This is a genomic window from Nonomuraea sp. NPDC050790 (assembly GCF_044456745.1).
Taxonomy (GTDB): domain Bacteria; phylum Actinomycetota; class Actinomycetes; order Streptosporangiales; family Streptosporangiaceae; genus Nonomuraea.
Genome location: NZ_JBITGF010000004.1, coordinates 393523 through 407480, shown reverse-complemented (window position 1 = coordinate 407480; position 13958 = coordinate 393523). Strand labels below are relative to the sequence as shown.

The following is a 13958-nucleotide window of genomic DNA, read 5'->3' as shown; positions in this document are numbered from 1 at the left end:
ACCCCTGCCCCGCGGCGCGGCCTCCGGACTGAACAAGACGCGGGACAACCCCAACCCGGGAGCCACCGCGCAAGGCGGGTGCCCTCCGAAAACGAGCGCGCATGCCACGAGCCGAGGTGGGCCACATGAGCAGGACCTTCCCGGGCAGACGATGCCGGAGCCAGGTACCGGTGCGGCGGTGGCCGGTCGGACCGGGGCGGGTGGTGTTGGCTGAGCGGGTCGGGGTGGTGGGGTGTGGGGTTAGGTGGGGGTGGGGGTGATGGTGGTGAAGGGGATGCCGGAGGGGTCGCCGATGATGGCCAGGCGGCCTTGGGGGGAGTCCACGGGGCCGTGGCCCACTGTGCCGCCCAGCCTTTCCGCCAGCGAAGCCGTAGCCTCCACGTCCTCCACCGCGAAGTACGTCATCCAGTGCTCAGGGATCCCCGCCCACTCCTCGTCGGACATCTCCAGCCGCCCCGCCACCGCGCGCCCACCGGCGTGCCACAGCGAGTAGTCCGCGGACGCCGGACGCACGTCGTAGGAGAAGACAGCCGAGTAGAAGGCGTCGATCCGCGAGCCATCGCGGGTGTTGAGGTCGAGCCAGTGCAGTCCGCCGCCGGCGAACTCACCCGCCTGCCACAACGCGAACGGCGTCCCGGCGGGGTCGGCGGCGCGGGCGTAGCGGCCGTGGCCGGGTACGTCGAAGGGTTTCTCCAGCAGGGTGCCCCCGGCCTCGGGGACCCGGGCGGCCGCGGCGGTGACGTCGGGGGTGGCCAGGTAGACCTCCCACGCCTCTCCCGGCGCCTGCGTGATCTGGGCCGCGGGCCTGGTGCCGTCGAAGCACATGGTGAAGGCGCCGCGATCGTCGAAGGTCCAGCCGAACAGGCCGCCGTAGAAGCGCTTGGCCGCCTCGGCGTCGGGTGTCAGCAGTTGTGCCCAGCAGGGCGCGCCTTCTGAGAACGTCATGGTGGAGAGCTTCCCACTCGGCACTGACAGAAAAGCCGGCAGAAAATCAGTAGTGTTGCGCCATGAGCAACAGCTCGGTGCAGTCCGTGGATCGGGCGATCGCGATCCTGGAGATCCTCGCCAAAAAGGGCGCCACCCGGGTCACCGATCTGGCGGTGGAGCTGGACGTGCACAAGTCGACCGCGTTCCGGCTGCTCAACGCCCTCGAACAGGGCGGCCTGGTCGAGCAGAGCGGCGACCGCGGGCGCTACCGGCTCGGGTTCGGCGTGGTACGGCTGGCCGGGGCGGCCACGGCGCAGCTCGATCTGTCCAAGGAGAGCCGGGAGGTGTGCCGCCGCCTGGCCGAGGAGGTCGGCGAGACGGTCAACCTCGCGGTCCCCCAGGACGGCCACGCCGTCAACATCAGCCAGGTACGCGGCCCGGCGGCCATCAGCGGACACAACTGGGTGGGCCAGCGCACCCCCTCCCACGCCACCTCCAGCGGCAAGGTTCTGCTGGCCTTCGGCGCGCTGCCGATCCCCCGCGAGCTGGAGCGCTACACGCCCGCCACGATCGTCACGGTCGAGGGCCTTGGCCTGCCCGAGATCAGGGAACGCGGCTGGGCGGCCACGGTCGAGGAGCTCGAGATGGGGCTGAACGCGGTCGCGGCCCCGGTGCGCGGTTCGGACGGCTCGGTGGTGGCGGCGGTGAGCGCGTCGGGGCCGTCGTACCGGCTGACGCGCGAGCGCCTGCCCGAGGCCGGGGCCGTCGTGGCCGCCGGTGCCCGGGAGATCAGCCAGCGCATCGGCTATTACCGTTGAGGCATGTGTAGAAGCATCAAGACGCTGCGCCCGCCGTACACCGAAGACGTGACCGAGGAGGACGTGCGGGCCGCGGCGCTGCAGTTCGTGCGCAAGATCTCGGGGTTCCGCGCGCCCGCCGCGCACAACGCGGAGGCCTTCGACCGCGCCGTGGAGGCGATCACCCACGCCTCCGAGGAACTCCTCAGCTCCCTCCAGGTCCGCGGCGCTCGCTGAAACGGCCTGTTGACAGGCTCCCTCGGCGAGGGGAACGTCCCCGGTGTAACCCCCATCGGGAGGGAGCCCCCCAATGATCAGCGGGCTGTACCAGGGTCAGAACGGCGACGCGCGGCTGGAGCTCAGGGTCGACGTCGACGGAGCGCGTCCCACCGGACGGGTCAGCGGCGACCTGTTCTCGGTGGCGGGGGCGACCACCTCGTACGTGGGCTCCTTCCGCGTCGACCAGCCGAACGTTCAGGCGGAGGGCGACACGGCGCGCGTCTGGGGCTCGGGCCGGTTCACCTACAGCGTTCCCACCAGGAGCGTCAGCATCACGATCACCCATGAGGGCGCGAGCGCGCACGTGGGCGGTGACGACTTCCAGCTCGCCTACGTCTCGCCGTACTTCCGCACGGTCCTGCTGGAGCAGGATTCGGTGGTGGGCGCGGTGCCGTTCGTGTCGTACCACACGGGCTCGCTGCCGGGCCCGGCCGCCTCGCCCGCGCGCGAGCTCAACGTGCCCGCCGCCTACGCGGAGGCCGGGATCGAGCTGCGCGTGACCGAGCCGGGCGTGGTGGCCACCGGGGGCGAGGGCGCCGACCTGGCCTGGGACGACGCGGAGCTGCACCACGCGATGACGACCCAGTTCAGCAGGTACGGCGACGCCGCAGCCTGGCGGGTCTGGCTGCTGGTGGCCAGCAAGCACGTGGGCGGCTACCGGGGCATCATGTTCGACTACAACGACGGCTTCCAGCGCCAGGGCGCGGCCGTCTTCTACGACGCGATCCAGGGCCAGAGCCCGCAGGCGCAGCGCGCCCAGCTCCGCACGTACGTCCACGAGCTGGGCCACGCCTTCAACCTGCTGCACTCCTGGCAGAAGAACCTGGCCACCCCGCCCCAGCCGCTCGGCCCGAACGGCGGCTTCGGCGACCTGTCGTGGATGAACTACGTGCAGAACTACCGTCCGGGCGGCGAGCAGGGCTACTGGGCGGCGTTCCCGTTCCAGTTCACGGACGTGGAGCTGGTCCACCTGCGCCACGGCTTCTTCCGCGACGTGGCGATGGGCGCCAACGCGTTCGGCACCGGGGCCGCCGAGATCGACCCGTTCGAGCACCCGGTCATGGACCAGTCGGGGCTGCGGCTGGAGCTGCGGGCCAAGGAGTCGTTCGGCTTCGGCGAGCCGGTCGTGGTGGAGCTGAAGCTCGGGGTGACCGGCGAGCCGCGTACCACGCACAGCCATCTGCACCCGGACACGGAGTTCACGCAGGTGTGCATCACGCAGCCCGGCGGCCGCACGGTCGTCTACCGGCCGATGATGCGCCACTGCGTGGACACCTCGCCGGACATCCGCCTGGACGACAACAACCCGGCCGTCTACCGCAGCGCCTACATCGGCCACGGCCGCGACGGCCACTACTTCCAGCAGCCGGGCGAGTACCAGGTGCGCGCCCAGTACATCGCGGGCGACGGCTCGCGGATCGTCTCCAACGTCTGCGCGATCAGGGTCGGCTACCCGGTCTCGGCCGACGACCACCGGGTGGCCGAGCTGATGCTGGGCGAGGAGCAGGGCAAGCTGTTCTCGCTGCTCGGCTCGGACTCCCCGGCGCTGCGCTCGGGCAACGACGCCCTCGACGAGGTCATCTCCCGGTACGGCTCGCACCCCCTGTCCGTCTACGCCCGGATGGTCAAGGGACTCAACGCCGAGCGGGAGTTCAAGGACCTGACCCCGGCCAGGAACCTGCGCATCCGCCCGCCGGACACCAAGGAGAGCATCGAGCAGCTCGGCGTGGTGGCCAGGAACCCCTCGATCGACAACATCACGCTCAACATGGTCATGCGCCGCCTGGCCCGCGCCGAGGCCCGCCAGGGCGACCTAGCCCAGGCCCACGCGGTCATGGACGGCATGGTCGCCACGTTCGAGGCCAAGGGGCTGAACCCGGTCGTGATGCGCCAGATCCGCCGCCAGGCCGACCTGACGAAGGCGGCACTGGCCGCGGAAGGCTAGACGAAGGGGCGGCACTGGCCGCGGAAGGGCGGGCGAAGGCTAGATAACGGGCCGGCCGTTCTGGCAGCGGACCACCACCTCGACGTCCTCGCCCTCCTCCCGGTCGAACTCGATCTTCAGGGAGGAGGCGGGGCCGGGCGAGGGGTCGTCGACGGAGTAGCCCTGGAAGGGGCTCCAGTTGCGCAGGCTGACCTGACCGGCCGGGGAGCAGGTGGCGATGACGGTGCCGCCCGCCGTCCTGATCACCTTGCCGCCGGTCGAGGCGGGAGAGGCGCCCGAGGTGGCGGTTCCGGGCGGCAGCGTGGCGAGCGCGGAACGAGCCTCCGCCTGTGTCATGACATTTCCAGACTGGCCGGTGAGCACGCCGCCCAGCAGGCCCAGCACCGCCACCGCCGCCCCCGCGGCGGCCAGCGCCGTCACCGCCCATGCCAGCATCAGTCTCTTCACGGCCCAACACTCCCCCAACCAGGTCTAACGCCAGGTTAACGTGGAGTTATATGGCCTCCATCCTCCTCATCGAGGACGACGCGACCATCCGCACCGCCCTCACCAGGGGCCTGCGGGAGCTGGGTCACGCCGTCTCCTCCTCGCCCACCGCCCTCGACGGCCTGCGCCTGGCCGTGCAGGACCGGCCCGACCTGGTCGTGCTCGACCTCGGCCTCCCCGACCTCGACGGCCGCGAGCTGCTGCGCATGCTGCGCTCGGTCAGCCAGGTCCCGGTGATCGTGGCCACGGCGCGCGACGGCGACGCCGAGATGGTCCCGGTCCTGGACGCGGGGGCGGACGACTACGTGGTCAAGCCGTTCAGCGCCGCCCAGCTCAACGCCAGGATCAAGGCGGTGCTGCGCCGTACCGCCGAGGACCGCCCCGACGCGTCGGTGCGGGTGGGCGGGCTGAGCCTCGACCCGCGCTCGCGGGTGGCCGCGCTCGACGGGACGACGCTGGACCTGACGCCGCGGGAGTTCGACGTGCTGCACTACCTGGCGGCCCGCGCGGGCGAGGTAGTCTCGAAGCGCGAGCTGCTCACGGAGGTCTGGCAGATCCCGTACGGCGGCGCCGACAAGACCGTCGACGTCCACCTGTCGTGGCTGCGCAGGAAGCTCGGCGAGACCGCCTCGGAACCCCGCTACCTGCACACCGTCCGCGGCGTCGGCGTCAAGCTGGTCGGTCCCGCGTGAGGCGCTGGCTGGGGCTGCTCGTAGCGGCGACGACGTCGGTGGTGCTGATCGCGCTGCTGGTGCCGATGGCGCTGCTGATCCGCTCGGTGGCCGAGAACGGCGCGATGGCGCGGGCGACCAGCGCGGCCGAGTCGGTGGTCGTGGCGGTGGGCACCCCCGACCTGGAGCTGGCCGTGGAGCGGGTGCCCGCGCCCGTGTCGGTGTTCCTGCCGGACGGGCGGGTCATGGGCAGGCAGGCGAAGGAGTCGGACGCGGTACGGCTGGCGCGCGCCGGGCGCAGCGTCACCGCGGAGACCGCGGGCGGCAGGGAGGTCCTGGTCTCGGTGCGCTCCGCGCAGGGCCCGGTGGTGATCCGGGTGTTCGTGAGCGACGCCGAGCTGTTCGCGGGCGTGCGGGAGGCGTGGCTGGCGCTGCTGCTGCTCGGCCTGGCGCTGGTGGTGCTGGGGATCGTGCTGGCCGACCGGCTGGCGTTGCGGGTGACGCGGCCGGTGGACGAGCTGGCCCGGGTCTCCCACCGGCTGGCGGGCGGCGACCTGGACGCGCGGGCGGAGCCGGGCGGTCCGCCCGAGGTGGAGTCGGTGGGCCTGGCGCTCAACCACCTGGCCGGCCGGATCGGCGACCTGCTGGCGAGCGAGCGCGAGTCGGTGGCGGACCTATCGCACCGCCTGCGCACGCCCCTGACCGGCCTGCGCCTGGACGCCGAGTCGCTGCGCGACCCGGAGGAGGCGGCTCGCGTGGGCGCGCGTGCCGACGCGCTGGAACGCGCGGTGAGCGCCCTCATCACCGAGGCGCGGGGCCGCGCGGGCGGTCGCCCGCCGAGCGCCTCGTGCGACGCGACGGCCGTGGTGGGCGACCGAGTGCGGTTCTGGGCGGTGCTGGCCGAGGACCAGGAGCGCGCGCTCACGGTCGAGCTGCCCGACCGGCCGCTGGAGGTCGCGGTGGGCGCGGCCGAGCTGGCCGCGTGCGTGGACGCGCTGCTGGGCAACGTCTTCGCCCACACGCCCGAGGGGGTCGCCTTCTCGGTACGGCTGGCGCCGCACGAGAAGGGCGCCGCCCTGACCGTCGCGGACGAGGGCCCCGGCTTCCCGCCCGAACTGCGCGAACGCGGCTCCAGCGCGGCCGGTTCCACCGGACTGGGCCTGGACATCGCCCGCCGTACCGCGGAGTCGTCGGGCGGGTCGATGACGGTGTCGAGGGCCGCGGTCGAGCTGGTCCTCGGGTTAACCCAGCCTTAGGGTTGCCACAGCGCGGCTTTACCCTTGATCGCGCTTTTCTTGACCCATGAACATCACCAAGAAGATCGTCATCGCCGGTGCCGGCGCCGTGGTCCTGCTCGCCGGCGGCGGCGTCGCCTACGCCTCCGTCAACGCCCCCGTCGCCCCGAAGGTCACGGTCGAGCAGGCCATCGACCTCGCCAAGAAGCAGGTGCCCGGCGCCTGGGTGAGTGGCGTCGACCACGACGACGACGGCACCTGGGACGTCGACCTGGTCAAGGGCGACGTCGAGCACGAGCTGAAGCTCGACGCGAACACCGGCAAGGTGCTCACGAACGCCCCCGAGAAGGCCGACGCCGAGACTGAGACCGACGACGACGACTGAGCCTCAGCACCCGTCGAGTACGCGCTCCATGGCCTCCTTCTCGGCGGCCGTGACCCAGAGCGCGTACTTGACCTTCACGTCGATCTGCCGCGCGATGTAGGCGCACCGGTAGCCCTTGCGCGGCGGCAGCCAGGTGGCCGCGTCGGAGTCGCTCTTCTGGTTGTTGAGCGGCCCGTCGACGGCCATGAGGTTGAGCGGGTCGTTGGCGAACTCCTTGCGCTTGCCCGCCGCCCACTGCTGGGCGCCCTTCTGCCACGCGTCCGACAGCGGGATCACGTGGTCGATCTGCACGTCCATGCTGGTGTCGTTGCCCCGCCTGAACTTGATCGTCTTGCCGCTGTAGGGATCGTCGAGCACGCCGGTGAGCACGATGCAGTCGTGCGTGCCCTTCCTGAACGTCTCCTCGCGCATGTCCCGCTTGAGGATGTCGTTGCGCGTGTCGCAGCCGTTGCGGTCGACGTCGGCCCAGGCGGGCCCGAACTTCTCGCGCTCGAAGCCGGTACGCGGCGCCCGCCCCTTGACCGAGAGCTTGTCCAGCTTCTTGCGGGCCTCGCCCGCCTTGACCGGGGTCGTGGCCTTGTCGGCGACCTCCGGTTCGACGCCGGCCTGCAACCCTCCGCACCCGGCGGCCAGCGCCGCGACGACGACCAGCCCGCCCGCGAGACGACGTACGCGCACCACAACCTCCACGTCAAGAAAAGGTCAAGCCATTCCCCCCAGAGTCTAAACAGGGCAAATATCTTCATATCCTGATTTGGGGCGTTCAAAAGATCTTGGGAACCGATCCGCCGGTGCGGGGGAGAACGGGGTGAAGGGCGCGAACGCGCCCTACGGAAGGAAAGCCCCAACATGGAAAGACTCACGCTGTGGTGAGCGCCGCGCTGTCCGGCCGCCCGACGGCCGACGCCGACGCCGCAGTCATCGCGGAGTCACTGGCCGAGCCCGATCGTTTCGCCCGCATCTTCGACCTGCACGCGGACGAGATCCACCGCTACGCCGCCCGCAGGCTCGGCGCCGACCAGGTGAGCCTGGCCGACGACGTGACCGCCGAGACGTTCCTGGTCGCCTTCCGCAAGCGCCGGCGCTACGACCTCACGCGCCCCGACTCCCGGCCCTGGCTGTACGGCATCGCCGCCAACCTGATCGCCAAGCACCGCCGTACCGAGATCAGGAAGCTGCGGGCGCTCGCGCGCACCGCCGAGCCGGAGGGCGAGGCGTTCGAGCAGCGCAGCGTCGACCGCATGGACGCCGAACGGCTCGGCCCCAGCCTGGCCGCCGCCCTGGCGGGGCTCGCCACGGCGGAGCGGGAACTGCTGTTCCTCGTCACCTGGGCCGAGTTGTCCTACGAGCAGGCGGCGGAGGCGCTGGGCATCCCGGTGGGCACCGTGCGCTCGCGCCTGTCACGCACCCGAGCCAAGATCCGCAGCGCCCTGGAAGGCACCCGATGAACGAGTTCGACCTGGTGAACCAGGCACGTCCCGACGTCCCCCCGTACGATCCCGGCACCAAGGCCATGGCCAGGGATCGACTGGTCGCGGCGGGCAGGAGGCGCCTGGCGTGGCGCAAGCCGTACACCTTCGCCGTGGCGGGAGCGCTCGTGCTCGCCGTCGGCGCGGGCGCGGCCGTGTTCCTGCCCGCCGAGACCACCTCCGCGCGGCCGGGCGGCCCGGTGGTGGCCCAGCCGAAGATGGCGCTCATGTCGGCCGAGCAGGTCTTCGACCGTGCGGCGGGGGCCGCTGTCGAGGAGCTGGAGCCGCGCGACGACCAGTACGTGGTCACCGAGTCCCAGACCATGTACACCTCGGAGTCCATCGGCGAGGGCACGGTGGAGCGCTGGCTGTACCGGACGAAGCGGAAGATCTGGCTCAGGGCCGATGGCAAGGAGGACCCTCAGGGCCGCGAGGGCGTGCTCCGGATCGAGACCATCGACCCCGTCGCCTACCCGGGCTGGACGATCCCGGAGAAGGCGTACGCGGAGAAGGGCACCGAGGTGATGCCGCTGGTGTACTGCGGAGCGCCGGGCCCGTGGAGCAAGGACTACACGACGCTCAAGGGGCTGCCGACCGAGCCCGAGGCGATGAAGGCGTGGCTGTACAAGTCGTTCCCCGCCAACGGCGACAAGCAGGTCGCGCCCGAGTTGACGGTCTGGGACGGCGCCAGTGAGCTGCTGCGCGAGTCGTACATGCCGCCGCGGCAGCGGGCCGCGCTGTTCAAGGCGCTGGGCACGCTGCCCGGCATCACCGTCGCCGAGGACGCCGAGGACGCCGCCGGGCGCAAGGGGCTCGGCGTCGGCGGCGTCTGGAACGGCCGGCGCTCCGAGCTGATCATCGACAGGGAGAGCTACGCCCTGCTCGGCGAGCGCAGCGTCGTCGTCGAGGAGAAGGCGGGCGGGGCGCCGGTCGGCAGCCTGCTCGCCTCCACCGCGCAGCTCAAGGTCTCGGTCTCCGACACCGCGCCCGACGCGCCGGTCACCGAGAAGGAGTCCTGCTCGCCGCAGCAGGGTGGCTGAGCGCGTCCAGCAGCCACTCGGCCAGGTAGCCGGTGAACGACGAGCGCACGTAGACGCGGAAGGTGCCGGGGGCGGTCCGCTCCAGGATCACCCCGGCCTTTCCGAGCAGCGTCTGCGCGTAGCCGGGGAAGGCCGCGGGGTGCAGGTCGATCGGACAACCGGTGACCAGCACCTCGACGGCGTCCGGGCCGGACAGCTCCAGCACGGTCCGCTGGCCGGAGACGTCCGTCCAGCCCTCCCGGCCGTCGTCGCCGGTCACCAGCCACCAGGCCGGGCCCAGGCGCAGCCCCTGCCCGGGGTCCTGGCCGCGTACCTCCCACATGCGCACGAACGGCAGCTCGCGCAGCCGTACCCGATCGGAGCTCGCGGCCAGGAAGCGGTGGGCGTAACGCGCGGCCGGGCTCTCCGGCCGCCACTCCCCCACCGTTCCGGCCGGCTCGGCGGGCTCGCCCTCGCGGCGGGTGTTGTCCGGGTCGTAGAAGACCGGCTCGACCACGGTGACCGGCACCGTCCGCCCGTCGCAGACCGCCTCCAGCCGGTCGCCCGGCGCGACGTCGCGGGCCATCGCCAGCACCGCGCCGGTGTAGCTGGAGGTCACGTGCCCCAGCATCGCGCCGCCGCCGGGCGCGAGCAGTTGCGCCCCCTCCTCCACGAACGCCTCGGGCAGTAGCCCGACCAGCCGCTTGCGGCCCGCGCGGACGGTGTCGGGGCGGGCGTGCGAGCGCCTGCCCACGTAGTCGGGCTTGCGGCGCGAGACGATCCACTCCATGCCGAGGTCCTGCGGGGTGACGGTCCCGTCGGTCTCCTGCCCGACGATCGCGAAGCCCTTCTCGGCGCGCAGCACGTGCATGGTCTCGGTCCCGTACGGCACCGCCCCCAGGGCCAGCACGCTCTCCCACAACGCCGCGCCGTACCACCAGGGCACGTTCACCTCGTAGGCCAGCTCGCCGGAGAAGCTGATCCTGAACACGCGCCCGTCCACCCCGGCGACCTTCGTCTCCACGCAGCGCATGAACGCCAGCTCCGCCGCCTCGGGCGCGAGCGCCGCCACGATCCCGCGCGCCTTCGGACCGGCGATCGCCACGGTCGCCCAGTGGTCGGTGACCGAGGTGAACCGCACGTCCAGCTCGGGCCACTCGGTCTGGTGCCACTCCTCCAGCCAGTCGAGCACGGCGGCGGCGTTGCCGGTGGTGGTGGTCATGAGGAAGTGCTCGGGCCCGAGCCTGGCCGTGGTGCCGTCGTCGAAGACCATGCCGTCGGCCTTGCACATCAGCCCGTAGCGGCAGGCGCCCACGGCCAGCGTCGAGTACATGTTGGTGTAGATCCGGTCCAGGAACTCCCCGGCTCCGGCGCCCCTGATGTCGATCTTGCCGAGGGTGGAGGCGTCCATGGCGGCCACCGCCGTACGCGCCGCCCGGCATTCGCGCCGCACCGCCGCCGCCATGTCCTCCTCGCCGAGGGGGAAGTAGCGCGGGCGCTTCCACTGGCCGACGTCCTCGAAGACCGCGCCCCTGGCGAGGTGCGCGTCGTGCATCGCGGTGGTCCGCACGGGGTCCGACAGCGCGCCGCGGTCGCGCCCCGCCAGCGTCGCGAAGGACACCGGCGTGTACGGCGGGCGGAACGTCGTCGTCCCCATCTGCCCCGGCGCCGCCCCGAGCAGCGCGGACATGACGCCCACGACCACCGCTCCGGCCGTCTTGCCCTGGTCGGCGCCGGTGCCCGCGGTGGTGTAGCGCTTGACGTGCTCCACCGAGCGCATCCCGGTGCCCGCCGCGCGCCGCAGGTCGGCCACGGTGACGTCGCGGTGCAGGTCGGCGAAGGAAGTGGCGGGGTCGTCGCCCATCGTCCAGAGCGCGGCCGGGGGCCTGAGCGGCGGCTCGTCACTGTCCGGGATGCGATGGTTGGTCCGCTCGGCGAACCCGGTCAGCCCGGCCGCCTGCGCGCCGGCGGCGAAGCCGTCCGCGATCGCCTCGGCGGTGCCGTACAGACCTCTGCACGCCCCCGCCGAGCGCTCGGCCTGCGCCGACAGGTGCGGGACGAACGCCTGCAGCTCCTCGTCGAAGCGCAGCCTGCCCTGCGACTGGCTGAACAGGTTGACCACCGGGTTCCACCCACCCGCCACGGCCAGCAGGTCGGCGTCGACGTGCTCCCCGCCCCGCCTGCGCACGCCCGTCAGCAGCCCTTCCGCATCCGCGGTGGTGCCGGTGATCTCCGCGCCGTCGCGGGCGTCGAGCACGGCGACCACCTCGACCCCGGCCGCCGCCAGGTCGCGGGCCGCCTCGTGGCCGGAGTCAGCGCAGGTGAAGACCACCGCTCTGGTGCCAGGCCGCACGCCGTACCTGTTGGCATAGGTACGCGCGGCCGAGGCGAGCATCACCCCGGGACGGTCGTTGTCAGGGAAGGCGAGCGAGCGCTCCTGCGCGCCCGTCGCCAGCACCACGCGGCGGGCCCGCAGATGCCACAGCCGCTCGCCCGAGCCGCGCCGCTCGACCGCGGTCACGTAGTTGCCGTCGTAGTAGCCGATCGCGGTGGTCCTGGTCAGCACCCGCACCTCGGGCAGCACCGCGAGCAGGCGCGCGGTCCCGCGGGCCCAGTCGAGGGCGGGCGCGCCGTCCAGCCTGACCCGGCTGCCGAGCAGGTCGCCGCCCAGCTCCGGCTGGTCGTCCACCAGGATGACGCGCGCGCCCGACTCCCCCGCCGCCATCGCCGCGGCCAGCCCCGCCGGGCCGCCGCCGACCACCAGCACGTCGCAGTGCAGGTAGCCCTTGTCGCAGCGGCGCTCGTCCGGCTCGGAGAGGTCCACGCGGCCCTTGCCGCGCAGGCTCCACGCGGCCAGGCCCTCGCGCAGTTCGACCGTCGTGGCCGCGAGCATGGGGTCGGCGCCCACGCGGACCAGGGCGTTCGGCTCCTCGGGACCGGCGGTGAACACGCCGCGCGGGCGGCCCAGGCCGACGCTGCGCCCGACCACCCGCACGCCGTTGCGCAGCAGCGCCGCCGCGAGCGTGTCGCCCATCCGGCCCTCGTAGGGCCGATCGTCGAAGGTGAACCTCACGGGTGCGGCCTCATCTCGTGCGTGACGGTGTGGCGGTGCAGGGAGAACCAGGTCCGGCAGCCGTGCGCGTGGAACCAGCGCTCGTGGAACCAGCCCTTGGGGTTGTCGCGCATGAACAGGTATCCGGCCCACGCCTCGTCGTCGACGTCCGGGGTGTAGGCGATGCCCGCCTGGCCGCCGTAGGTGAACTCGTTCTCGTCGCGTGGCCCGCAGTGCGGGCAGTCGATCAGCATCATCAGTGCGCCACCGCCGCGGCTCCGTGCTCGTCGATGAGGACGCCGGTGGTGAACCGCTCCAGCGCGAAGGGTACGGCCAGCGGGTGCGGCTCGTCGTTCGCGATCGTGTGCGCGTACACCCAGCCGGAGCCCGGCGTCGCCTTGAACCCGCCGGTGCCCCAGCCCGCGTTGACGAACAGGCCCTCGACCGGGGTGCGGCCGATGATCGGGGAGGCGTCGGGCGAGACGTCCACGATGCCGCCCCAGGTGCGCAGCACCCGGACCCGGCTGAAGATCGGGAAAAGTTCGAGTGCCGCGGCCATCTGGGCTTCGATGACGTGGAAGGCGCCGCGCTGGCCGTAGGAGTTGTAGGCGTCGATTCCGGCGCCCATGACCAGTTCGCCCTTGTGGGCCTGGCTGACGTAGACGTGGACGGCGTTGGACATCACGACACAGTCCAGGACGGGTTCCAGCAGTTCGGACACCAGGGCTTGGAGGGGGTGGGACTGCAGGGGCAGCCGGAATCCGGCCTTCTCCGCGAGGACCGAGGTGTGCCCGGCGGCGGCGAGCGCCACTTTCCCGGCGGCGATGCGTCCCCGAGTGGTCTGGACGCCCGTGACCCGATTTTTCACCATTTCAAAGCCTGTGACCTCTATGTTCTGGATGAGGTCGATGCCGTAGGCGTCCGCTTTGCGGGCCAGGGCCCAGGCGACGTGGTCGTGCTTGGCGATCCCGCCCCTGCGCTGCAGCGTGGCGCCGAGGACCGGATAGCGGGCGGAGTCGGAGACGTTGATGATCGGGCAGAACTTCTTGACCTCGTCCGCCTCCAGCCACTCGGCGTCGACGCCGTTGAGCCGGTTGGCGTTGACCCGGCGCCTGCCCTCGCGGACGTCGCCCAGGTTGTGGGCGAGATTGAGCACGCCTCGCTGGCTGAACTGCAGGTCGTAGTCGAGGTCCTCGCTCAGTCCCTCCCAGAGTTTGAGCGAGTGCTCGTAGATGGCGGCGCTCTCGTCCCACAGGTAGTTGGAGCGGATGATCGTGGTGTTCCTGGCCATGTTGCCCCCGGCCAGCCACCCCTTCTCCAGGACGGCCACGTTGGTGATCCCGTGGTTCTCGGCCAGGTAGTAGGCGGTGGCCAGCCCATGGCCACCGGCGCCGACGATGACCACGTCGTAGGCGGGCTTGGGATCCGGATTCCGCCACAAAACCTCAGGATGACTCACGCCGCCGCCCTCCACTCTCCCTCAACCCACACTTTCTAGCCAACGCCACCACAGGCCGCCCCTCAGGTCCGACAGCCCCAGGTCTGACCAACCACGGCCCGACATACCCCCGTCCAACGACCCACCACGGACCGACCAACCACGGGCCGACATGCCCCGGTCTGACAACCCCAGGTCTGACCGACCACAAACCGACCGACCACAGACCGACCGACCACAGACCGACCGACCACA

14 protein-coding genes are annotated in these 13958 nt (G+C 71.9%); 8 read left to right on the top strand and 6 right to left on the bottom strand.

Going from position 1 to position 13958, the window contains the following annotated elements; all coding sequences use genetic code 11:
* Positions 1–240 precede the first annotated feature (240 nt).
* A complete protein-coding gene (locus ACIBEJ_RS22250) occupies positions 241–945 on the bottom strand; it encodes a VOC family protein (RefSeq protein WP_397184681.1) in 705 nt (234 codons plus the stop codon).
* Positions 946–1007: 62 nt separating this feature from the next.
* Here ACIBEJ_RS22250 and ACIBEJ_RS22245 point away from each other — a divergent pair, with 62 nt between their 5' ends.
* From ACIBEJ_RS22245 to ACIBEJ_RS22235, 3 genes are all read left to right on the top strand, one after another.
* Positions 1008–1745 (top strand): IclR family transcriptional regulator, encoded by a 738-nt coding sequence (locus ACIBEJ_RS22245; protein WP_397184680.1) that lies wholly within the window; start codon positions 1008–1010, stop codon positions 1743–1745.
* A 3-nt stretch (positions 1746–1748) separates the two neighbouring features.
* Positions 1749–1961 (top strand): DUF2277 domain-containing protein, encoded by a 213-nt coding sequence (locus tag ACIBEJ_RS22240; protein WP_397184679.1) that lies wholly within the window; start codon positions 1749–1751, stop codon positions 1959–1961.
* A gap of 73 nt (positions 1962–2034) precedes the next feature.
* Entirely contained in the window at positions 2035–3948 is a 1914-nt protein-coding gene (locus tag ACIBEJ_RS22235) for a hypothetical protein (protein WP_397184678.1), read from the top strand.
* Between the two features lie 39 nt (positions 3949–3987).
* Here the strand turns inward: ACIBEJ_RS22235 and ACIBEJ_RS22230 are convergent, their stop codons facing one another.
* Entirely contained in the window at positions 3988–4395 is a 408-nt protein-coding gene (locus ACIBEJ_RS22230; protein ID WP_397184677.1) for a hypothetical protein, read from the bottom strand.
* Positions 4396–4445: 50 nt separating this feature from the next.
* Between ACIBEJ_RS22230 and ACIBEJ_RS22225 the strand changes: the two genes are divergently transcribed.
* From ACIBEJ_RS22225 to ACIBEJ_RS22215, 3 genes are read left to right on the top strand one after another with little or no spacing between them, the layout of a single operon-like run.
* Positions 4446–5126, top strand: a complete 681-nt coding sequence (locus tag ACIBEJ_RS22225; protein ID WP_397184676.1) for a response regulator transcription factor — start codon at positions 4446–4448, stop codon at positions 5124–5126.
* On the top strand, positions 5123–6361 hold the full coding sequence (locus ACIBEJ_RS22220) for a sensor histidine kinase (protein WP_397184675.1): 1239 nt from the start codon (positions 5123–5125) through the stop codon (positions 6359–6361). Before ACIBEJ_RS22225 ends, ACIBEJ_RS22220 begins: the two co-directional genes overlap by 4 nt.
* Before the next feature lie 46 nt (positions 6362–6407).
* Positions 6408–6725 carry a PepSY domain-containing protein gene (locus ACIBEJ_RS22215; RefSeq protein WP_397184674.1) on the top strand — a complete coding sequence of 106 codons (318 nt, stop codon included), beginning with the start codon at positions 6408–6410 and terminating at the stop codon, positions 6723–6725.
* Positions 6726–6728: 3 nt separating this feature from the next.
* Here the strand turns inward: ACIBEJ_RS22215 and ACIBEJ_RS22210 are convergent, their stop codons facing one another.
* Positions 6729–7403: an HNH endonuclease family protein gene (locus ACIBEJ_RS22210; RefSeq protein ID WP_397184673.1), complete on the bottom strand. Its 675-nt coding sequence runs from the start codon at positions 7401–7403 to the stop codon at positions 6729–6731.
* Positions 7404–7591: 188 nt separating this feature from the next.
* Between ACIBEJ_RS22210 and ACIBEJ_RS22205 the strand changes: the two genes are divergently transcribed.
* Positions 7592–8173, top strand: a complete 582-nt coding sequence (locus tag ACIBEJ_RS22205) for an RNA polymerase sigma factor (protein WP_397184672.1) — start codon at positions 7592–7594, stop codon at positions 8171–8173.
* Positions 8170–9234, top strand: a complete 1065-nt coding sequence (locus ACIBEJ_RS22200; RefSeq protein ID WP_397184671.1) for a CU044_5270 family protein — start codon at positions 8170–8172, stop codon at positions 9232–9234. The genes ACIBEJ_RS22205 and ACIBEJ_RS22200 overlap by 4 nt, the downstream gene beginning before the upstream one ends.
* Here ACIBEJ_RS22200 and ACIBEJ_RS22195 read toward each other — a convergent pair.
* Genes ACIBEJ_RS22195 through ACIBEJ_RS22185 form a run of 3 tightly spaced genes read right to left on the bottom strand, consistent with a single transcriptional unit; the run spans position 9194 to position 13724 of the window.
* Positions 9194–12286 carry a 2Fe-2S iron-sulfur cluster-binding protein gene (locus ACIBEJ_RS22195; protein ID WP_397184670.1) on the bottom strand — a complete coding sequence of 1031 codons (3093 nt, stop codon included), beginning with the start codon at positions 12284–12286 and terminating at the stop codon, positions 9194–9196. The two genes, ACIBEJ_RS22200 and ACIBEJ_RS22195, sit on opposite strands and share 41 nt — an antisense overlap.
* A complete protein-coding gene (locus ACIBEJ_RS22190) occupies positions 12283–12522 on the bottom strand; it encodes a sarcosine oxidase subunit delta (protein WP_397184669.1) in 240 nt (79 codons plus the stop codon). Before ACIBEJ_RS22190 ends, ACIBEJ_RS22195 begins: the two co-directional genes overlap by 4 nt.
* The gene (locus ACIBEJ_RS22185) at positions 12522–13724 is read right to left on the bottom strand and encodes a sarcosine oxidase subunit beta family protein (protein ID WP_397184668.1); all 1203 of its coding nucleotides are present in this window, start codon (positions 13722–13724) and stop codon (positions 12522–12524) included. The genes ACIBEJ_RS22190 and ACIBEJ_RS22185 overlap by 1 nt, the downstream gene beginning before the upstream one ends.
* Positions 13725–13958: the final 234 nt, after the last annotated feature.

Coding starts and splice junctions, on each gene's coding strand:
- ACIBEJ_RS22190 (WP_397184669.1), bottom strand. CDS start 12,522: ATGATGCTGATCGACTGCCCGCACTGCGGGCCACGCGACGAGAACGAG.
- ACIBEJ_RS22215 (WP_397184674.1), top strand. CDS start 6,408: ATGAACATCACCAAGAAGATCGTCATCGCCGGTGCCGGCGCCGTGGTC.
- ACIBEJ_RS22245 (WP_397184680.1), top strand. CDS start 1,008: ATGAGCAACAGCTCGGTGCAGTCCGTGGATCGGGCGATCGCGATCCTG.
- ACIBEJ_RS22200 (WP_397184671.1), top strand. CDS start 8,170: ATGAACGAGTTCGACCTGGTGAACCAGGCACGTCCCGACGTCCCCCCG.
- ACIBEJ_RS22250 (WP_397184681.1), bottom strand. CDS start 945: ATGACGTTCTCAGAAGGCGCGCCCTGCTGGGCACAACTGCTGACACCC.
- ACIBEJ_RS22240 (WP_397184679.1), top strand. CDS start 1,749: ATGTGTAGAAGCATCAAGACGCTGCGCCCGCCGTACACCGAAGACGTG.
- ACIBEJ_RS22235 (WP_397184678.1), top strand. CDS start 2,035: ATGATCAGCGGGCTGTACCAGGGTCAGAACGGCGACGCGCGGCTGGAG.
- ACIBEJ_RS22225 (WP_397184676.1), top strand. CDS start 4,446: ATGGCCTCCATCCTCCTCATCGAGGACGACGCGACCATCCGCACCGCC.